This window comes from Thermostichus sp. MS-CIW-15, from assembly GCF_054060575.1.
This window is the reverse complement of record NZ_JBSSDI010000027.1, coordinates 1-19,870: the sequence shown is the minus strand read 5'-3', so window position 1 is coordinate 19,870 and position 19,870 is coordinate 1. Positions and strand designations below refer to the sequence as shown.

At 61.0% G+C, this 19,870-nt stretch carries 18 protein-coding genes and 1 CRISPR repeat array; of the genes, 7 read left to right on the top strand and 11 right to left on the bottom strand.

From position 1 onward, the window contains the following. Positions 1–92 precede the first annotated feature (92 nt). Positions 93–1,238 carry a methyl-accepting chemotaxis protein gene (locus ACVW0R_RS10260; protein WP_457502018.1) on the top strand — a complete coding sequence of 382 codons (1,146 nt, stop codon included), beginning with the start codon at positions 93–95 and terminating at the stop codon, positions 1,236–1,238. On the opposite strand, the gene ACVW0R_RS10255 is transcribed toward ACVW0R_RS10260, so the two are convergent. Continuing rightward, entirely contained in the window at positions 1,235–1,645 is a 411-nt protein-coding gene (locus ACVW0R_RS10255; protein ID WP_240527379.1) for a DUF4359 domain-containing protein, read from the bottom strand. The two genes, ACVW0R_RS10260 and ACVW0R_RS10255, sit on opposite strands and share 4 nt — an antisense overlap. A gap of 255 nt (positions 1,646–1,900) precedes the next feature. Here ACVW0R_RS10255 and prfB point away from each other — a divergent pair. Continuing rightward, positions 1,901–3,029, top strand: a protein-coding gene (gene prfB, locus ACVW0R_RS10250) for a peptide chain release factor 2 (RefSeq protein WP_143596961.1) whose coding sequence is annotated in 2 segments (ribosomal slippage) — positions 1,901–1,972 and positions 1,974–3,029 — 1,128 coding nt in all. Because the reading frame shifts where the segments join, the coding sequence is not laid out codon by codon here. Here the strand turns inward: prfB and ACVW0R_RS10245 are convergent. The 3 genes from ACVW0R_RS10245 to ACVW0R_RS10235 all read right to left on the bottom strand — a co-directional run bounded on the left by ACVW0R_RS10245 (position 3,026) and on the right by ACVW0R_RS10235 (position 6,630). Continuing rightward, positions 3,026–4,027 carry an o-succinylbenzoate synthase gene (locus ACVW0R_RS10245; protein ID WP_011430112.1) on the bottom strand — a complete coding sequence of 334 codons (1,002 nt, stop codon included), beginning with the start codon at positions 4,025–4,027 and terminating at the stop codon, positions 3,026–3,028. The two genes, prfB and ACVW0R_RS10245, sit on opposite strands and share 4 nt — an antisense overlap. Before the next feature lie 154 nt (positions 4,028–4,181). Beyond that, positions 4,182–4,966: a CRISPR direct-repeat array (repeat unit 36 nt; unit sequence GTTTCCAATTTCTAGGGATCCCCCCGAAGGGGGAAC). Between the two features lie 309 nt (positions 4,967–5,275). Then, positions 5,276–6,133: a Tab2/Atab2 family RNA-binding protein gene (locus ACVW0R_RS10240; protein ID WP_011430111.1), complete on the bottom strand. Its 858-nt coding sequence runs from the start codon at positions 6,131–6,133 to the stop codon at positions 5,276–5,278. Between the two features lie 17 nt (positions 6,134–6,150). Continuing rightward, a complete protein-coding gene (locus ACVW0R_RS10235; RefSeq protein WP_011430110.1) occupies positions 6,151–6,630 on the bottom strand; it encodes a VOC family protein in 480 nt (159 codons plus the stop codon). A 259-nt stretch (positions 6,631–6,889) separates the two neighbouring features. On the opposite strand from ACVW0R_RS10235, the gene ACVW0R_RS10230 reads away from it, so the two are divergent. Beyond that, positions 6,890–8,017: an energy transducer TonB gene (locus tag ACVW0R_RS10230; RefSeq protein WP_414346358.1), complete on the top strand. Its 1,128-nt coding sequence runs from the start codon at positions 6,890–6,892 to the stop codon at positions 8,015–8,017. A 24-nt stretch (positions 8,018–8,041) separates the two neighbouring features. Here ACVW0R_RS10230 and gloA read toward each other — a convergent pair whose 3' ends face one another. Next, positions 8,042–8,476 (bottom strand): lactoylglutathione lyase, encoded by a 435-nt coding sequence (gloA, locus tag ACVW0R_RS10225; protein WP_011430108.1) that lies wholly within the window; start codon positions 8,474–8,476, stop codon positions 8,042–8,044. Positions 8,477–8,542: 66 nt separating this feature from the next. Between gloA and gcvT the strand changes: the two genes are divergently transcribed. Beyond that, positions 8,543–9,679 (top strand): glycine cleavage system aminomethyltransferase GcvT, encoded by a 1,137-nt coding sequence (gene gcvT / locus ACVW0R_RS10220; RefSeq protein ID WP_457502017.1) that lies wholly within the window; start codon positions 8,543–8,545, stop codon positions 9,677–9,679. Here gcvT and ACVW0R_RS10215 read toward each other — a convergent pair. Together ACVW0R_RS10215 and ACVW0R_RS10210 are read right to left on the bottom strand one after the other, a co-directional pair. Then, positions 9,663–10,619: a sigma-70 family RNA polymerase sigma factor gene (locus ACVW0R_RS10215; RefSeq protein ID WP_011430106.1), complete on the bottom strand. Its 957-nt coding sequence runs from the start codon at positions 10,617–10,619 to the stop codon at positions 9,663–9,665. The genes gcvT and ACVW0R_RS10215 overlap by 17 nt on opposite strands. Positions 10,620–11,288: 669 nt before the next feature. Continuing rightward, positions 11,289–12,650: a hypothetical protein gene (locus tag ACVW0R_RS10210; protein WP_457502016.1), complete on the bottom strand. Its 1,362-nt coding sequence runs from the start codon at positions 12,648–12,650 to the stop codon at positions 11,289–11,291. A gap of 206 nt (positions 12,651–12,856) precedes the next feature. On the opposite strand from ACVW0R_RS10210, the gene ccsB reads away from it, so the two are divergent. From ccsB to tig, 3 genes are all read left to right on the top strand, one after another. Then, the gene (gene ccsB, locus ACVW0R_RS10205) at positions 12,857–13,897 is read left to right on the top strand and encodes a c-type cytochrome biogenesis protein CcsB (RefSeq protein ID WP_099812184.1); all 1,041 of its coding nucleotides are present in this window, start codon (positions 12,857–12,859) and stop codon (positions 13,895–13,897) included. Positions 13,898–13,981: 84 nt separating this feature from the next. Further along, complete coding sequence (locus tag ACVW0R_RS10200; protein WP_011430103.1) at positions 13,982–14,365, top strand: LapA family protein; 384 nt, start codon at positions 13,982–13,984, stop codon at positions 14,363–14,365. An 88-nt stretch (positions 14,366–14,453) separates the two neighbouring features. Beyond that, complete coding sequence (gene tig / locus ACVW0R_RS10195; protein ID WP_011430102.1) at positions 14,454–16,127, top strand: trigger factor; 1,674 nt, start codon at positions 14,454–14,456, stop codon at positions 16,125–16,127. 69 nt (positions 16,128–16,196) lie between these two features. Here the strand turns inward: tig and ACVW0R_RS10190 are convergent, their stop codons facing one another. The 4 genes from ACVW0R_RS10190 to ACVW0R_RS10175 all read right to left on the bottom strand — a co-directional run bounded on the left by ACVW0R_RS10190 (position 16,197) and on the right by ACVW0R_RS10175 (position 19,737). Then, entirely contained in the window at positions 16,197–17,321 is a 1,125-nt protein-coding gene (locus ACVW0R_RS10190; protein ID WP_099812185.1) for an extracellular solute-binding protein, read from the bottom strand. Next, positions 17,293–17,751 (bottom strand): RuvC family protein, encoded by a 459-nt coding sequence (locus ACVW0R_RS10185; protein WP_049749742.1) that lies wholly within the window; start codon positions 17,749–17,751, stop codon positions 17,293–17,295. Before ACVW0R_RS10185 ends, ACVW0R_RS10190 begins: the two co-directional genes overlap by 29 nt. Then, positions 17,748–19,127, bottom strand: a complete 1,380-nt coding sequence (locus ACVW0R_RS10180) for a DUF3084 domain-containing protein (RefSeq protein WP_011430099.1) — start codon at positions 19,125–19,127, stop codon at positions 17,748–17,750. The genes ACVW0R_RS10185 and ACVW0R_RS10180 overlap by 4 nt, the downstream gene beginning before the upstream one ends. Positions 19,128–19,536: 409 nt before the next feature. Then, positions 19,537–19,737, bottom strand: coding sequence for a hypothetical protein (locus ACVW0R_RS10175; RefSeq protein WP_099812186.1), 201 nt, complete (start codon positions 19,735–19,737; stop codon positions 19,537–19,539). Positions 19,738–19,870: the final 133 nt, after the last annotated feature.

The following is a 19,870-nucleotide window of genomic DNA, read 5'->3' as shown; positions in this document are numbered from 1 at the left end:
AAGCCGACCAGAGCCACTTTTGTGTGTTTCCCAATACATAGCACATCTACTGGCTACCTGTCTCGACCCAAGCTGCGCCGAGGATCCCTGTGATGGCTACCCTAACCAATCCGCCCACTCCCACCCTCTCGATCCACACCAAGCTGCGCGATCTGGCCCTGGTGGACTTTCAGGTGAGCGAGTCCACCCCTTGCGAGAACGTGGTGCGCCGCCTAGAGGATGACAGCAGCCTTTCGGGGGTGATCGTGTTGGATGAGCGGTCACAAGTGCAGGGGATGCTGACCCGGCGCGCCATTTTGGAGTGGATGCTGAGCAAACCCTATGGCCTGGAGGTGTTTTTGAAGCGGCCCATCAGCTCGATGGTGGAGTTCCATGGCCGGGGTTTTCTCCTTCTGTCCGGCGACTGCGATGTGTTGCAAGCGGCCAGCCAGGCCTTCCAGCGGCCCCAAGAAACCATCTACGACCCGGTGGTGGTGCAAATTGGCCCGCAAGACTACCGCCTTTTGGATGTGCCGGTGCTGTTGGTGGCCCAGTCCCAGGTATACTTGGCCACGCAGCAGAGGCTGCGGGAACAGCAGGAGGAGATGAAACGGCTCTTGGCCGAGCTGGAGCAGGAAAAAAACCGCAGCCTTCAGTATGCCCGCGATCTGGAGCGGCAAAAAGCCGAGATCCTCAGCCAAAACCTGGCTTTGGATCGGGAGCGGCGCCAAGCCCAGCAGCGCAAGGACTACGTCCCGCTTACGCGAACGGAAGAGCTGGCCCGCCTCAACGCCCGCATCATCGAGATCAGCTCGGTGCTCTCGGAAAAGGGCAAATCCACCTTTGCCGCCACCTTTGCCGGGGTAGAGGCGGTGCGCCGCCTATTTCAGGACATTGCCGACAGCAACCGGGAGCTCTCCCGCGAGCTCAAAGAAATCAACACCATCGTTGACTTGATCGTAGAGGTGGCAGGCTATATTCGCCTGCTCTCCTTTAATGCGGCTGTGGAGGCCAACCGCAGGGGTGGGGGCGGCGGTTTTGGTGCCATTGCCCAGGAGATCCGCAAATTGGCGGGGCGCACCACCGAAGCCAGCAACCGCATCCGCGGCCTGGCAGATCGCATCCAACGCCAAAGCCAATCCACCCTGCAATCGGCTCAGGCCAGCGCCGAGATGGTGCAATCCCTTTACCAGCAGGCGCAGTCGGCCCAGGCAGCCCTGGAGGAATTGCAAGCGCTGTTGGAGCAGGCCCAGGTTTAGCCCTTTTGGGGAGTGGTTTTGCCCTCGCGGATCTCATAGGTATAGAATTGCCCTGCCACGGCCAAGGTTTCAAAGTGGTAGGTGGGCAGGGAGATCCCCAGCGGGCCAAAGTTAAGCAACGACAAATCGGTGCTGTAGAGGCTGAAGAGGATGAAGTTTTGCCGGCGGGTCTGGCGCAGAAACAGCTCCACCAGCTCTGGTTGCAGCTGTTGCACAAGGGCGTGACATTCCTCAATGAGGGTGGGCAAAAAAGCTGGGATCTGGGCGCAGTATTCCCGTGTAGCATAGGCAGCCAATTGGTCTCCTGCGTAGGCTCCGTACTCTTCCGGGGTGGGATTGGTGATGGCCAAAGCAGCCACCCCCCCAGCCAGAACCAGTCCGGAAAGCAAGGAAAAGACCCTCAGCATAGCGGCCTCCGAAACAAGATTTTCCATTCTGCTACGGGCTTGAGGTGCTCCGACAGGGATCCTTCGGCAAAAGCCATCGCCCAAGGCCGCTCTGTCGCGTCCTAGAGCCGGCGCGGGATCACCCAATTGGCCAGGAATGCGGTTCACAGTGTTGCAGCAAACCTGCAAAAGAGCTGGATCCCTTGGTTGAATTGCCAGCCTACAGGCTAGGATGAGAGCCGAAGCGCAGCTTGATGCTCTCTCTTGATGCTCTCTATGGAACTGGCCGATCTGAGACGCACCCTAGAATCGCTCACCTCGCGCCTGAGCAGTGCTCAGGACTATCTTTGACCTGCCCCACCTGGAGCAGCAGATCGCCATTTTGGAGCAGGAAGCAGCGCAGCCGCAGTTTTGGAACGATGCCGAGGCGGCCCGCCGCCACCTGCAACAGCTCAACAGCCTCAAGGCCTCCTGGGATCAAATCCACCGCTGGAAGGATCGCCTAGAGGATGCTGCCAGCGCCTTGGAGCTGCTGCAAGAAGACCCGGACCCGGAGCTGTTGGCCGAAGTGTCCGGATCCCTGGCGGCGGTGGAGCGGGAGCTCGGCCAATGGGAGCTGCGGCAACTGCTTTCGGGCCCCTACGACAAAAACGGCGCCATCCTCACCATCACCGCTGGCGCGGGGGGAACCGATGCCCAAGACTGGGCGGAGATGCTCCTGAAGATGTACACCCGCTGGGCGGAAAACCAGGGCTACAAGGTCACGCTTTCGGAATACTCGCAAGGGGCAGAGGCCGGCATCAAGTCGGCCACCCTGCTGATTGAAGGCCCCTATGCCTACGGGTATCTTTCCGCCGAGAAGGGCAACCACCGCATGGAGCGCATCAGCCCCTTTAACGCCAACGGCAAGCGCCAGACCAGCTTTGCCGGCGTTGAGGTCATGCCTATCCTGGAGGAGGACAATGAGTTCGAGCTGAGGATGGAGGATCTGGAGTTCGAGACTTCTCGTTCCGGCGGGGCAGGGGGCCAAAACGTCAACAAGGTGGAAACGGCGGTGCGGGTTATCCACAAGCCCACCGGCATTGCCGTGCGCTGCACCGAAGAGCGCTCCCAACTGCAAAACAAGGAGCGGGCCATCCAGATCCTGAAGGCGAAGCTGATCGAGCTTGAGGAAGAAAAGCGCCGGCAAAAGCTGGCCGAGATCCGGGGTGAGATGGTGACCCAGGGCTTTGGGGGTCGGATTCGCACCTACACTTTCGATCCCTACAAGTTGATCAAAGACCACCGCACCAACGCCGAAACCTACAATGTCGAGGCGTTTATGAATGGCGAACCGGAGGAGCTGATGCACTTTATCCAGGCCTACCTGCGGCAGGAACGGGCCAAGCAAGCCGCCGCCGTCTAGGGCTGGCTGTGGCGCTCCCACACCGCCTGCATCAGGGCTGCCCGCTCCTGGGCTGAGAGCGTGATCAGGGTGAGGGGATCCCCTTCCTGGAAAAACTCCCCCACCCCCCATCCCAAGGCTCTGGGATGGGCTGTTTTTGCCTGCAGGGATCCCGCCCAAACTAGGCCATGCCAAGCGCCGATGGGCGTTTCCAGGGCGGAGGAGAAGGCCAAATCTAGGCTAGGGTGTTGCCTGAGGTAGTCCCTAAGGGCAAGGCAGGAGCCAACCAAGGAGGGCTTGACCACCAGGATCCCTTTCCAGCCGGCTTGGTGGACAGCTTGCAACTGCTCCAGCCCAACCACGGACTCATCCAAGGCAATGGGAGTCTGAAACTCCCAGCTCAGCCGGCTTAGATCGGCGTGCTGCGCTGGTGGCAAGGGCTGCTCGAAAAACTCAATCTTGCCTGGCCACTCTTGGTTGATCCGGTCACAGAGGGCCAGCCAGCGCCGCGCCCCTTCCAGACTCAGCCCCCCATTGGCATCCAGGCGCAAGCAGGATCCTGCGGGCAACTGCTCCAGCCAGCTTTCTAGCTTTTTCACCTCCTGCTCGAGAGGCTCCACCCCCACCTTGACCTTGTAGGCGGGGTAGGAACCTGAGGGTGGGGTTTTCCCAAAAAGCCCACACCAGGAAAGCCCGGAGAGATCCCTTGCCAGCCAGCCGGGATCCCGACAGGCCAGCCAGGCGCATTCCAGCCCAAAGCGCGTGGCGGGCAAGGTTGCCGGGATCTTCTCGATCTCTGCTTCCGACAGCTCAGGGGGCAACTGCTGACAAAATGCCAGCGCTTCCTCTACGGTCTCGCTGCCCAACCAGGGGATGGGGGCAATCTCCCCATAGCCCTGACCTCCCGTCTCCGCGTCCGTCAGCCGAACCAGGATCCCTTCGCGGATAGACCACAGGCCGTAGCGCGTGCGCAAGGGCTGGCGGAAAGGCCGCCGGTATCGGCAAAACGCAAAGCGCATGTTCAACACCTGGGGATCCCCGCTGCTAGTTTCCCCCCAAGGAAGGGGGAGCCGCTTACTTGGCCAACCTACACCCTATCTAGGGATCCCCCGGAAGGGGGAACTTGAGGACGCGTGGCTAAAGCAAGCCCGGGAGTTCTTAAACTCCCTGGGCGTTTCCAATTTCTAGGGATCCCCCCGAAGGGGGAACTTAAACGCTGCGGATGCGATCTTACGGCGCAAGGTGAATGTTTCCAATTTCTAGGGATCCCCCCGAAGGGGGAACTTGAAATTGCGTCCAGGTTTGGTCCAATAAAGACCGTTGTTTCCAATTTCTAGGGATCCCCCCGAAGGGGGAACTTGAGTATACAACCGAAGGTATACGGTTTGTATTTACCGTTTCCAATTTCTAGGGATCCCCCCGAAGGGGGAACTCGAAGGTGCGGAGGTCGAGTATGAAGACGACACTCGTTTCCAATTTCTAGGGATCCCCCCGAAGGGGGAACAGCAGGCTCATGATAACCTGCGACCACTATAACCGCATTCGTTTCCAATTTCTAGGGATCCCCCCGAAGGGGGAACAAGTGTATTTGGTTCTGGCAGACCACTGCATTCGGTCCGTTTCCAATTTCTAGGGATCCCCCCGAAGGGGGAACAGTACGGGAATACCGTCGATGACACACGATGGGTTGATCGTGGTTTCCAATTTCTAGGGATCCCCCCGAAGGGGGAACTCCAAACCAAAGGTATGAGTTAGATCAGCCCCCATCTCATTGTTTCCAATTTCTAGGGATCCCCCCGAAGGGGGAACTACTGTAAGTTGGAACACACAACGGAGGACGGGTGGCCGTTTCCAATTTCTAGGGATCCCCCCGAAGGGGGAACAAGGTCTGCTTTTTGTTTGCTAGAAATAGCTCTGATGAAGTTTCCAATTTCTAGGGATCCCCCCGAAGGGGGAACTCTACCCCTATTAAACCCAAGCAGGGCAAGGAATGCAAGGCCTATTTGCGAGGGGGTCGGTCGAAGGTGGCAAAAAAGGGCCCCGAAGAGGGGGGGTGAGAGGCCTGAAAGCCTTGTGGCGCAAGGCATCGAGCGGGTCAACGAAAGAATCAGCCTTTGCGGGTTTTGGCGAGGCGCTCGCAGATGCGTTGATACCATTTTTGTGTTGCCTCGCAAACATAGCTAGCCTGAGGATTCACGCAAGGGTTTGCGGGCTGCCCAGGCAACTGGGGCGGAGCGAGTGGCGGGGCAGACAGGCCGACAACTGTTCTAGAGAGGGTACTGCATCAGCCAAAAGCCGGCGAAGGACTGGGCCCGGAAATCGCTCTGGATGGCAAGGAAATGGATCCCTTGGGCTTGGCGTTGTCGCTGGGCAAAGCCTTCTGCCTCCGCCCGCAGCTTTTCATCTTTTAATTGCGCAAACAGATAGCAATCGTTGAGGCCAGCCTCGAACAGCAGCCGTCCCTCGGCAACATGCAAATAAGCAGGCTCCATACCGCTCAGCCAAGCTGCTATGGGCAAAGCCCGCCGCGAGGCAATCACCAAGCCGGGAATGATCGTGTCCGGCGCCCAGGCCTCCCAGTTCACCGGGAACAGCTCGCCGAATTCCATTGGCCAGGTCTCGGCTTCCCGCAGATCCCTGGCCCGCAGCGTCACGAACGCCCAGCGCTCCCCCTGCAACTTATCCGGCAGGGGGATGGGATCCGGCGGCTCCGGCTCTACAGGGGGCTCAGGGCTGTAGGTGAACTGGGTTTCTTGGGGGTAAACCTGCTCTGCCCGCTCTCGCATCCAGGCCTTGAGGGCATAGACCCGACGGCTGGGCAGCATGGGGATCCCGGCGGCGTTGCAGGCCCGCTGCAAGATGGAGCTCATGCGGGCTCGGAAGACGCGAATGGCTGCAGGCGGCTGGGGGGCTGCCTCCAGATAGCCGCGCAACTGTTGGGCTACCCAGGTGCTATTGACCTCTTGGTTGCTGCAGTACTTGGCCTGGCGCAACTGGCCGCTGGCATCGCAGACCAGCAGCTCCCAAACCCGCCGCCCCTGCCCATCCCGCAGTGGGACGGCGTTGAAATCCATCTGCCAAATGGGGCCGCGCCCAGGGCTAGAGTGTAGGGGTTGAGTGGCCAAGGTGTTCCTCCCGTTTGCTACGCACTGCTGGGAGAGCGATCCGGAAGCTGTTGGCCTGAGGGATGGAAAGCAGTATCCCCGACCAAAGCCCATTCCCGCTCTCCAAAAATGGCGGCAGGGTAGCGGTAGTACTTAAACTCCAGCAGGTTGTAGAAGGGATCCTGCAAAAAGAAGGTGCCGTGCTCCAGGGGGGTGCCGACAAAGCGCCAGCGTGGCTCCTGATAGAAAAGCAATCCCCGCGTGCGGGCCCGCTCGGCCAGCGCCTGCCAATCTGCCTGGGCAGGGAAGATCAGGCCAAAGTGGCGGGGGTAGATGCCCCGCTGGGGCGTCAGCTTTTCCTGGGTGAGGTGGGCCACCAGTTGATGGCCATACAGGTTCAAGATGACGGCGGCAGGGGTTTCTCGACCGACCTCGCAGCCCAAGCCCTCGCCGTAGTAGGCCTTGGCCAAGGCAAGATCGGCAACCGGAAAGGCCAGATGAAAGCAGATGGGTTCCATGGGCTCTCCTGCAAATCGGGATCCCCGCTCTTTATCAAGGTAGGCGATTTTAGAACGGCTGCTGCCAGGTGGAATGCCGACTGTACGCCTTTGCGCAGGAAGCCCAACCGCTCGGATGCTATAACACTAGCTAGCGTGTAATCTGCTTGCGCCAGCAGTGCGGAGCACTCTCGCGTCAGCGAGACGGAGTCCTTTGGCCGAGTCTGCAGCAAGAGAACTCGGTGTGTTGAGAGGTTTGTAAGAAGGGGCAAGCTTGGTCATGACCAGCATCTGGGTTGAACAGCGCCGCCGCGAGGAAGAGGCGCGCGACTTTTTTTGGATGGTGGCGCTGTCCTTGCTGCTGCACGTGCTGGCGCTGCTGGCCTTGCTCTACTGGAGTCGATTTTGGCCACTTCGCCAGCAAGAACAAGAGGCCATTGAGTTTATCCTGCTAGAGCCAGAAGATCTCAAGCCGCCGGAAGAAGCAGAGCTGGTTTCGGAAGTGGATTCCCGCGATGGGGGCGAGCGGGCGGAAGCCCCCCCTTCTCAGGGCAGTCCACCCCAATCCCAGGCTGCTCCTCGCCAGGAGGCTCCCCCACCTCCTCCGCCGCAACCCCAGCCGCCTGCCCCTGTTCCACCCCCTGCTCCGGCGGAAGTTGCTCTGGCCACTCCTCGATCTACCCCACCCCCTACGCCAACTGCGCCTCCGGCTCCTCCTCGGCCCACTGCAACGCCGACTGCAGCGCCGCCTCCGCCCACCCCAGCTCCCCGACCCACTCCCACCCAGACTCCGCCACCGGTGGCGGCTGCTCCCCCTGCTCCGCCGGCTCCCACCCGCCCCCCCACTGCCGAGCCTCTACCCGTGCAGCCCAGGGAGCGGGACTCGGATCCCAGCCAATTGCAGCCTGTTGCGCCTGCTCCCCAACCGCCGACGGAGGTTCTCCCTGCCGAGCGGCCCTCCGATGCTTCCCAGTTGGGGCCGCCCCTCAGCGCTTCCGCTCCCAGTGATGGGGCCGGGATCCAGGGCAGAGGAGCCAGCGGCTTGGCCAACCCCACCCAATCGGCTCCCAACCCCCCCAGCGTGGCGGCGCGGGCCAATGTGGACTGGGGCCCTTGGCTGGCAGCTCTGCAACGCAAAGTGGAGCAGAATTGGATCCCTGGCCAGACCGGCACCTCCCGCCGCACAGTGGTGATCTTTACAGTGGGCCGGGGGGGCGAGCTGCAGAGCATTCGCCTGGCCCGCACTTCCGGCAGCCAACAAACCGACGACGCAGCGCTGACAGCAATTCAGCGGGCGGCGCCCTTTTTGCCCCTGCCTGAGGCCTATGAAGGCAACTCGGTGACGATCAACTTCACCTTCGACATCAACGTCTTGGGCCAGTTGACGGTGGGGGGATCCGCCAACTAGGTGGGGGATCCGCTTCTGGCAAGTTTAGGCAGAGGCGGCAGCTGTTCTTTCGGGGGCGGCACCCTGCTCCTGCAGGGATCCCATCTGGATCAGCTCGATTTTGTAGCCATCGGGATCCTCGACAAAGGCGATCACGGTGCTGCCGTGTTTCATGGGCCCGGGCTCGCGCACCACTTTGCCGCCGCGGGCTTTGATAGCCTCACAGGTGCTGTAGATATCCTCGACGCCGATGGCGATGTGGCCGTAGCCGTTGCCCAGCTCGTAGTGGTCGGTACCCCAGTTGTAGGTTAGCTCGAGCACCGCCGTTTCCGATTCGTCGCCATAGCCCACGTAGGCCAGCGTGAACTCCCCGCTGGGGTAGTCTTTTTTGCGGAGCAAGTGCATCCCCAGAACGTCACAGTAGAACTGCAAGGAGCGCTCTAGGTTGCCAACGCGGATCATGGTGTGGAGAAGACGCATGGGACGAGCTCCAAGAAATGGGCGACGTTGCGTTTATTCTAGTCCTTGACTCCTAGAGATCCGTGGATGAGCTCAACTCCCCTGCAACGCACCCCCCTGTTTCCCCTGCACCAAGCCTTGGGGGCGCGGTTTGTCTCCTTTGCCGGCTGGGAAATGCCGCTGCAGTATCAGGGGGTGGTGGCCGAGCATCGGGCGGTGCGGGAGCGGGCAGGCGTCTTCGACATCTCCCACATGGGCAAGTTCGACCTCTGGGGGCCGGAGCTGGGATCCCACCTCAGCCGTCTGGTGCCCAGCGATCTGGGCGCTGTGGCGGTGGGATCCGCTCGCTACACGGTTTTGCTAAACCCCCTAGGGGGCATTGTGGACGATGTCATCTTCTACCGGCACCCACCAGAAGGCGAGCTGGAGCACTGGAGCCTGATCGTCAACGCGGCCACCCGCCAAAAGGACTGGGAGTGGCTCCATCAGCAGGGGATCCCCGGCCTGGAACTTCAAGATCACACCGAGTCTCAGGTGTTGCTGGCGGTGCAGGGGCCGGCAGCCGAAGAGGTTTTGCAGCCTTTTTTGGCGGGATCCCTGAGGGCTTTGCGCCGGTTTCAACACGGGCAGTTTGCGACTCGAAAAGAGAGATCCTCAGGGGCAGGGGTTTTTGTGGCCCGCACCGGCTACACCGGAGAGGATGGCTTTGAGCTCCTGCTCGGCCCTGCCGACGGGCTTTGGCTCTGGGAGCAACTGGTGCAGGCGGGGGTACAGCCTTGTGGACTGGGCTGCCGCGATACGCTGCGCCTGGAGGCCGCTTTCTGTCTCTACGGGCAAGACATAGATGAGAGCACCACCCCCCTGGAAGCCGACCTGGGCTGGTTGGTCAGCAATCCAGGGGACTACATCGGCAAGCCTGCCCTCGAAAGCCAACGCCAGCAAGGGATCCCGCGCCGTCTGGTGGGGTTTCGGCTGTTGGAGCGAACCATTCCCCGCCGCGGCTATGCCATCTACGCTCCCAACTCCCCTGAGCCGATCGGCCGGGTAACCAGCGGCACCCATTCTCCCACTTTGGGCTATGGCATCGGCCTGGGATATGTGGATTCAACTTGGGCTAAGGTGGGATCCCGGCTAGAGATTGAGATTCGGGGCCAGCGCCGTCCTGCTGAAGTGGTGAAGAAGCCGTTCTACAGAGGGCAGGCTCCAGTTAGCTTGGGGAGTTGAGCTGTCTGCCGGCCTTGGGGGTGGAGTATTCCTGCTGTAGCCGCCGCAATTTCCGCAGGGCCCGCCGCTCAATTTGCCGGACTCGCTCCCGCGAAAGACCGATGTGCTCCCCAATCTCCCGCAACGTCAGGCCCTTCGACCCATCCAGCCCATAGCGGGCCACAATTACCTGCTGCTCGCGTTCGCTCAGTTGGCTCACCAGGGCGCGCACTTCCTCGCAATGGGCAACCCGATTCAGATGTTCGATGGGATCGTTGTCCTCGTCAGGGATAAAGTGCTGCAGCTCGGTGCCGTCCTCGTCGCCTACCCCTACATTAAGGGATCGGATCTCGGCCATGTGGCGGGTGATCAGTTCGCGGTAGTTGTCGCCAATATCCAGCGAATCGAAAACTTCCTCTGCGGCAGGCCGGGATCCCTTCTCAGCGGACAGCTCGCGGTAGCGCCGCTTCACCTGGGAGACCTTCTCGTACATGTGGGCGGGCAGCCGGATCAGGCGCCCTTTGTTTTGGATGCCGCGGTTCACGCTCTGCCGGATCCACCAGGTGGCGTAGGTGGAGAACTTGTACCCCCGCGTGGGATCAAATTTTTCCACGGCGCGGGTGAGGCCAATGGTGCCCTCTTGAATCAGATCCAGGAACGGCAAGCCGCGGTTGCGGTAGCGCTTGGCAATCGACACCACCAGGCGCAGGTTGCATTCCACCATGCGCTTTTTGGCCGCTTCCCCCTGCCGCAGGATCTGCTGCAGCTCCTCTAAAGGGATCCCCAGCCGTCGGCTCCAATCCTCCAGCGACTCGTGCTGCCGCCGCTGCTCCAGAAGGGCCATCATCCGCTGCACTTGGTGGGCCAGATGCAGTTCTTCCTCAGCGGTGAGCAACGAGTAGCGCCCAATGATTTTTAAAAAACGCCCCACTGCGTCTTGCAGCTCAAGATTCTCCGCCATATCAAACCCCACACCATAAGTTGATGCCCTGTCAGAATCTTCGCTTCTGCTGTCGCATCAAGCTTGCTTCCCACAGTACGAAGCCGACCTTGCTGCAAACAGCACTTTATTCATACCAGTAGAAAAGCCTTTCCGTAAAGGTTTTGGCAACCTAAAATTCAGACTTTCAGCGGCTATTTGATTCACTAAATTTATTGAGTCTTGTCCTTGAGCTACCGCCAGCAGTTCCTCAGTTCCGGCCTCTGTCAGCTCGCCGATTTACGGGTAGATGTTACTAAAATAAGGCGATTCCGTTACTCAAAACTTAAATCAATAGGACAGAAAAAAGCAAGCAAGATCGGTCATGCTCTCTCAATCGTTAACCAGATTGTACTGAGATAAGAAACATGTTTTTTGATACACTCTACATCGCTACAGATGCCTATTTTGTCTGTAGAAATCTATCGGAGAGGCTGGCCCGACAAGGTATCAAACAGCCTGCTAATCCATTTCTGAAACCTTTTGAGGCTGATTTCAGAGAGAGTTGTCAATGAGCCTCAACCCCAAACCAGCCAAGGCAGATCCCAAGGAAAAGCCATCGTCTTGGCTGCCCCAAGTTTAGAGTAAATCAAGATAAATTTTGGATCTCAGACACTACCCATAGAGTCAAGTCTTCGAGCCGCCATCGTACTACAGGTTATCCGTCGAGTAGGGGCTATGGAGCCCAGGCGGGAAAAGCCGCAACCCCTGCTGTCGCACTCGCCGCTCCTGGAAGGGGATGGGGGTGACGCGCGGCAAAGGTGTAGCCACAGGCTGGGGAGTTGAAGTGGGGACAGGCTGCGGAGAGGGCTCTGGGCTGGGTTCAGGTTCAGGAGTGAGCCCTACGGGCGGTGGCGCGGGAACAGCCGGGATCCCTTCTGCGGTGGGACGGGAACGGTCCAGCTGAAAGCGAGGCTGGCGAGGCGGCGCGGGAGTGGGTGTCGGGGTGGGCGTCGGCGTCGGGGTGGGCGTCGGCGTCGGGGTGGGCGTCGGCGTCGGGGTGGGCGTCGGCGTCGGGGTGGGCGTCGGCGTCGGGGTGGGTGTCGGCGTCGGGGTGGGCGTCGGCGTCGGGGTGGGTGTCGGCGTCGGGGTGGGCGTCGGCGTCGGGGTGGGCGTCGGCGTCGGGGTGGGTGTCAGCGTCGGGGTGGGTGTTGGGGTCGGCGTGGGCTGAGGCTGCACAATGGCCAGGGCCTCTTCCGCTTTCAGCTCGCCGCGGATCAGCTTGGAGAGCGTGTCTTGGCCCCCGGGGGTGTAGGTGATCTCGCGGGCAGCGCTGTTGAACACATTGCGGATGGGATCCCCTTTGCTGTCCACCAGCTCCACCACCATCACGTTGCGACCGGGCCTCAAGCCCTTCAAGTAAAAAGACTCCCAGCGATCCAGCAGGCCGGACTGGCCGTTGAGGGTGTAGCGGATGCGCCAATCCCGCGGCAGGTCGGTCAGCAAACTTTCGCGCACCGGGGCGTTGGCCAGCCAAAAATCCACCAAGATCGGCTCGGCACCGTAGCTGCCGCTGGGCTGGTTGTAGGTGAGCAGGGGCAACTGCGGTTGCGGCACATATTCCGGTGTGGAGGCGAGCACGTGGAAGCTGACCTGGGCGTAGGCCTCGGAGTTTTTAAAGCTCTCGTGCCAGGGCTTGCCGGCAAACACCCGCAGAGTATGGGATCCCGGCTCCAAATCTTCGAAAACGAGGGGAGCATCGGCGTCGTAATGGGCGATGTAGGGCCGGTTGTCCAGCACCACGTGCAGATGGGGGCCAAGGCCCAGTTGCGGATCTTTAAAGAGCGGGTACCCCTGCACCGCAAAGCGAACGGTTACTTGCCGCTCCGACAACACCTCTCCGGGTTGGGGGCTGAGGATCTGTACTCGCGGACGGCAGTGCTCCAAGTAGGCATCCAGCTTGGCGATCTCCGGCGGCACCGGTACCCGCTCGAGCTGAGGTAGCTGTTCCTGGGGCTGTTCAAGCGGGGATCCAGCGCAAGCGACCAGCACAAGAGCCGCCACCAGAGCCATCCACCATCCCCATCTCCAGGTTCTGGCCTTTCCCGCGTGTCTTTGCATGAGCCTCACATCCCAACACTTTCGGTATCCTGCCGAGCTGCAGATAAGCCATCCCCACATTACCAGCATGTGTCCTTTGGAGAAGATCCCCTCCCCCGCCCTAGAATGGGATCAGCGGTCTGGCCCAAGCCAGGTCAGGAGAACTTCTGAGGTCAGGTATGGCTGTGTTGGCGATAACGGCCCTTGCAGGCCTGGATCTAGCTCAGTGGCAGGCTTTGCTCAACAACGTGGCCTTTGCCGTTTGCTTAGGGGCCATGCTGTTTTATTGGGGCGGGGCAGCGTTTCCCCAGGTGCAGCTTCTGTCGGAGCTGGGCTTGGCGGGGATGATCGGGGCGAACTTGACGATCGCCGCCCTGCTGACGGCCCGCTGGATCGATGCCGGCTATTTCCCCTTGAGTAACTTGTACGAGTCTTTGTTTTTCTTGGCCTGGGGGATCACCGCCTTGCATCTGCTGGCTCTCCACTGGACTCGTAGCCGTTGGGTGGGGGTGACGACCGCCCCGCTGGCGACGGGCGTTGTGGCCTTTGCCGCCCTGGCCCTGCCGGCAGATATGCAGGAGGCCCAGCCACTGGTGCCGGCTTTGCAATCCAACTGGCTGATGATGCATGTAACGGTGATGCTTCTGGCCTATGCAGCCCTCTTGGTGGGATCCCTTTTGGCCATCGCTTTTCTCATCGTCACCCGCGGCCAGGAAGTTCAGTTAAAGGGCAACTCCCTCGGCCTGCAATTTGGACCCTCCCAGCCTGCAACCCACCCCGAATGGACAGAAGCCACCCTGCCATCGCCCGCTGCAGAACTGGTCTACGCCGGGATCCGCTCCCCCCGACCGGCTGAACCCCCTCCCCAACCGGCACCCGAAGGGATCCCGCTGCAACGGCTGAGCCTGGCGGAAATCTTAGACAACACCAGCTACCGGCTAATCGGGCTGGGGTTCCCGCTGCTGACCATCGGCATCATTGCCGGCGCCGTCTGGGCCAACGAAGCCTGGGGCACCTACTGGAGCTGGGATCCCAAAGAAACCTGGGCCTTGATCACCTGGTTGGTCTTTGCCGCCTATTTGCACGCCCGCATCACCAAAGGCTGGCAGGGCAAGCGCCCCGCTCTCTTGGCCAGCTTGGGCTTTGGGGTGGTTTGGGTGTGTTATCTGGGGGTGAACTTTCTGGGCAAAGGCTTACACAGCTATGGCTGGTTCTTCTGAGATCTCTTGGGCCAACAAATCAACCCCCGTTTGTGGGTATTCTGGTGCTGGCAAGCCGTCGTGGATCCCTCTGAGGAGAAAAGCATGCGACTGTTCAACTACCTAATCCTGTTCTCGGCCCTCCTGGGAATCGCTCTTTTCGCCATGCAAAACGCCAGCCCGGTCACGATTACCTTTGCCCCCGGCGTCAGCGTTGAAAGCCCGCTGGCGATCGAACTGTTGGCCTCTGCCGGGATCGGGGCCGCCCTTGCCTGGCTCTATAGCCTCTGGATGCGTCTCCAATTCAGCATCGAAGCCCGCGAGAAAAATCGGCAGTTGCAAGAAAAGGAAGTCACCATTAGCGAGCTGAAGGAAATGGTGGTGGAGCTGGAAGCCAAAGTCAAGCAACTGCCCCCCAGCAAGCGTGCCGAGCCCCAGGAAGACATTCAGGACGTTAAGGAAGTCACCACAGAGGGATCCCCTGCCTAGAACTGTTCCGAATGGATCCCGTCGATCTCCAAGCAGTTGGGGTAAAATTGAAATTCTGCTTGCCTCTTCCACTAGCCCATCACTTCCTATGCAGGTCACACAAGAAAAACGTCCTGGCAGCCGGGTTGGCCTCAAGATCGTGGTAGAAGCCGACCAGGTTAAGCGCTCCTACGAAAAAACCTTGCGCCAACTGGAGCGGAATATCCAGATCCCCGGATTTCGCAAGGGCAAAGCTCCCCGCAACCTGGTGATACGCCAGGTGGGCCGCGAGCGCGTCATGGCCAGTGCCGTCGATGACCTGATCAACGAGGCCATCCAACAGGCGCTCAAGGACACCCAACTGCATCCCATCAGCCGCTTCGAGCTGGACGACAAGGTGGAGCAGCTTCTGGATCGCTTCAACCCGGAGGCCGACTTCAGCTTCTCGGGGTATGTGGAGGTGTACCCCGAAGCCCGTGTCGGCCAATACAAGGGCCTGACCGTCACGGCCACCCGCGTCACCGTCAAGCCCGAACAGATCGACCAGCTCATCGACCGGTGGCGGGATCAGCGGGCCACCCTCTTGCCGGTGGAGGATCGGCCCGCCCAGTTGGGGGATGTGGTGGTGATCGATTTTCAAGCCCGCGATGCCGAGGGCAATCCTCTGGAGGAAATCGCCGCCCAGGACTTTCAGTTGGAGCTCAAAGAGGAGAACTTCATCCCTGGTTTTGTGGCGGGCGTGGTCGGCATGCAGCTCGACCAAACCAAGGAGATCACAGCTACTTTCCCCGACGATTACTTCAGAAAAGAGTTGGCCGGGAAAACGGTTACGTTCACCGTCTGCCTCAAAGAGATCAAGACCAAAGAGCTGCCGGAGCTGGATGACGCCTTTGTGCAGGAGATCAGCGAGTTTCAGACGGTGGCCGAACTGCGGGAACACCTGCAAAAGCGCCTCGAGCAAGATGCCCTGCGGCAATCTGAGGAGAACCTGGAGACGGCCATCCTCAATGCCATCTTGGAAACCACCGAGGTGGATCTGCCGGAGACCCTAGTCGAGCAAGAAACGACACAACTGCTGGCCCGAAGCCTTCAGTCGCTGCAGCAGCAGCAAGGGGTCACGCCGGGAGAGATCCGCAAGTTCTTGTCCCAACTGCCGCCGGAAACTCTCAACCAGTTGATGGAGCGCCACCGGCCCGAGGCCATCAACCGGCTGCGGCGCACCTTGGCTCTGAGCGCTATCGTCCGGCAGGAGCAGATTGCCGTAGGCCCCAACGAATTGGAAGTCGAGGTGGAAGAGGTGATGGCGGCCTATGCGCAGCAAGGGCAGAAGCTGGATCGGGAGCGAGTCCGCCAAGCAGTCCACGAAGATCTGCTCGCCAACAAGGTGATGGCCTGGCTGAAGTCCCAAACCACGGTCAACTGGGTCGATAGCGAAGGCAACCCCACCGAACCGCCCACCCTCTCGCCCCGCTCTGAGGGTGAAGACCGGCAGGAGAGGTCTGAGTCGGCTAGGGCAGGGGTGCCGGAGACGGAGTTTGAGGCCGAGAAGCCAGAGGGATCCGCGATCCCCGAGGCAGTTGAGCCTCCTGTCGATGCGAAAGCTGAGGGGGAGGTTGCAACAGAGCCGCAGGCAGCTCTCCCTTCTGTAGAAGCAGAGGCGTCTGGGATCCCTGAGGCGGTTGAGCCTTCTGCAGAGGCGGCCACAGACCCTGCTGGCTTGCAACTGGAACAGGCCGTCGCGGAGACACCCAAAGCGGGCAAAAAGAGCAAAAAGGACAAGTAGAGGGTCCTGGTTGCCTCCCTAGACTTGCCGGTTCTCACACCTTGGCCGCCGGGGTCGGAAAAAGCCGGGCTACAAGAGGCCGCGCCGCATCTGGTCCCAGAGGCGGAGGTAGGACTCGGCTTCGGCGGGGCTCAGAGGCCGCCAAATCTCGGCGCGCTCCCAGGTAGAAGGCTGAAAGTCAGCCCTGCGACGCAGCCGAGGAGAGAGTTGGGCCAAATCCAGCGGCCAAACCGAAGGGATCCCGCTCAAGTTCACCAGGCGGGGGGCGAACTCTGGGGTTAGGACGAAGTCAATCCAGTCGGCCAGCAGGGATCCTTCCAGCTCTGGGGAAGCGTTGTGAGCTCTATGCGGCCGCACCCAGACATCCCACCAGATGGCGGATCCCGAAGCCGGGATCGCCACCTCCAGCTCGGGGTAGTTGGCCTGGGTGGCATAGAGATCCTGCGACCAGCCCACAGCCACCCAGCTATCGGCCAGGCGCAACATGGGCAAGTAGTCGGCGGAAGTATAGGCCAGAACCTGGCGGTGCAGGGATCCCAGCTCTCGCCGCAGTTCGGCCTCTTCGGGATCGAGGGGATCGTTGTAGGAGCGGCCCAGCTTTTTGAGGACGAGCCCGATCACCTCCCGGGGGTGATCGGGCAGGGTGAGTTTGCCGGCCAGCTCAGGCCGCCACAGATCCGCCCAGTCCCGGATGGGGTCGCTCACCCGGTCGCGGCGGTAGGCAATGGCCGTTACCCCCCAGCGCCAGGGCACGCCCCAGATCTGCCCCTCTCGCCGGGCAGCAGCCTGCCAGCGGCGATCCAAGTGCTGCCACCGTTCTCCCAAGAGGTCAGGTGGCAAGGGATCCAGCCAACCGGCAGCAATGGCCCGATCCAAGGCGTCAGCTCCCAACAGGCTCAGGGCCGCTGCTGGCGGCTGTCGCCGGAACCATCTCCCCGGCTCCCACCAGGCCGGCTCAGGCGGCTGGACGCTCTGCTGCAGGTAGGCCAGCAACTGGGCCCGCTCGTCCAACAGTTGCAGCCGAAAGCGAACCTGGGTGCGGCGGCGAAACTCGTTCACCAAGCTGGCCGGGATCCCCTGTTTAAGGGCGAGAATGAGGGGCAGAGAGCCCCTAGGCCCGCCACAGCCGGCCACCGCCAGCCCCAGCAGGAGCCCGTACAGAAATTCACGTCGGCTCAGCCCTTGCTTGCCCACGCCAGTACCGCTCCACCAGAATCAGGGCCACCAGATCATCGTAAGCCTTGTCCGGCACCCGCATCCCCTTGGGCAACAGCCGCTCCCATCCCCGCGGTGGGTAAAAATCCCAGTAGCGCCGCCGGGCTTCTTCTGAGCTGTGCCTCTCGTCCACCAGAACAATCTGTTGGGGTGGGAGGAGCGACTCCAGTTGCCGTTTCCAGCCTCGCGCCGTTGTCTGATTTCCCAGGATGAGCCGCTCCGCCCCAAACTGCTGCCAGAGGGCCTGCAACCTGGCCAAGGCCTCCCCGGCTGAGACCACCTCCCGATGCAAGACCTGCCACGCCGGCTGAACTTGCACCACGGCAAGGCCGCACTTGTCCCGCCCCGGGTCAAAACCCATCAGCACTCGCCCCTCTTCCAGCCCGCCCAGATGGAGTGGATCCCTCATCCCCCAATCTGCCCCGCCTGCTGAACGGGGGTGGTGCCCTGCTGGCCAGAGGCCTCCGCCATCAGGAAACTCACCCGCAGCGGCCCCGCCGTGTAGATGTCGGTGTCAGCAACCAGCTTCACATCCAGGGGGGTAGTGCTCTGGCGGAGATGCTGCACAACTTCCAAGAACTTCACCTGCGAGAATTCTCCGACAGTGCCGGTGATGGGATCCGAGAGGAGGCCTTCTGCCTGGGAGCGCTGATTGGCCTGGTTGAGGAGCTCCAGCAGCCGCTGTTGGATTTCGTTCTCGCTCAAGCCTGGCTGGATTACACCCTGCGCCAGCACGGATCCCCTGGCGAAGATGCGCTGGTTGGGGTAAATCTCCACCAGCACAGGCACAGGCTCTCCCTTAAGCCGATTGGTGAGGGAGAGGATGCGCACTGCCCAGCTACCAGGTTCCTTCAACTTTTCCAGAGCTTGGTCGGCCTCCTCGCGGCGGATGAGGATGGCGTTCTCCAGAGGGGGGATGGGCCGGGAGCCGAGGGCAAGGGCCCGCTGTTCTGCCTGGGCCAAAACTCGCTCAAACTGCCGCCGGACTGCCGCCGGGTCTGCCCCTGCTGGCGTTTGCACAACTCCTGTAGCCAGGACTTCTCCCGCCAGAATGGCCAGCTCTCCCCGCCGCAGCCGCACCGCTAACTGGTTGAGCTGCGCGATCTCCTGCTCAAGCTGCTTTTTTTGAGTTTCCAGTTGGCTCAGGGCCGTCTGCGCCGTATCCAGAGAGCGCTCCAGTTGATCCCGATCCAGTTGCAGAGCCTGCTTTTGCGACTCCAGATCGGCAATCATCTTTCGGGCCGCCTCCACCTCTGCCTTCACCGCCTCCAACTCCGCCTGGGCCCGCTCCAGGCCGGGCTGCACTTGGGCCAGTTGCTCGTTGGCTGCCGCCAGCTTCGCCTCCGCCTCTTGCCGCTCTTGTAGCGCCATAGCCAGTTGATCCCGGACTTCGCTCAGGCGTGTCTGGGCTGCCGATTGCTGACTGCGAAATTGGTCGAGATCCAGCTTGAGGCGGTCTCGCTCGGCTCTGAGAGTGGCATTCTCCGCTTCCAGCAGAGCTTTCTGGCGGTTGAGGGCCCGCAGCTCCTGCTCTGCCTGGGCAATTTGGTTGGTGTAGCTGAACAGGGCTTCCGAAAGAGAGCGGTTGAGGAGCAGCAGCGTGCCCAAGGTCAGCGCCGAGATGCTCACGCCGGTAATCACGGCTACCAAAACGGCCGTGTGGCGGGGACGCAGGTTAAACCAGGTGAGGCGCTTTTTGCCAATCCGATACCCGACCCGATCCCCGACAACGGCAATCAGGCCACTGACAAACAACATGTAAAGGATCAGCAGTACGCCTTGCATAGCCCGGGATCCCTGCCATGGAAATCTTAGCAAGGTTACCCTGAAGGTCTGGGAAGTTGAGGGCAGGCCGAGCCAGAGAAGTGCGGCCCCGCGTAAGCGGATGGGGTTGAAGGACTCCGTCCGGCTGACGCGAACAGTAGCCCTGAAGCATGCTCGCTTAGAGAGCAAGCAAGCCCCGAACCCCCCCGTATACGCGGGGCAGGGGGGCTGGTTTATAGAACGCCCCAAAAGGGCGGTAACCTTTGCACCGTTCAGGTCGGCGTCACCCCTCCAGCCGCAATGTCCACAAGAAAACCCTTCCTACAAGACTTGCCTGGCTCTGGGTGGATGCGCAGACACCTACCTGCCGCCGCTACCTGCTGCACATGAGCCCCTTGAGAAGGCTTCCACCTGCTCAGCTAACGTCCGTTTAGAAATATCGACGCCGCAATAGGAGTAGCCACGCCGAATCAGTCCCAATGCCCACCTCGAGAAAATAGGTCTCAGGAGTGGCTCCCCCTGTCGCCAAGATGGCATCGGCGATCTCTTCCTCTACAGCGGGGAAAAAGCTGCGGGTAGCATCGTAAAAGTCGGCAGCCCGATCAAAACAAACGCTGTGGGATCCTGCCATCGCCGCCCTCTTCCCCAACAGGCAAACCCAGACAGACAGAGCATGACTCTAGTCAATGATATGCTGGACTATACTGAAAATAATGCCCAGTATGTTCAGTATGGCTGCTTGGTATGGCTAGGTATGTAAAACC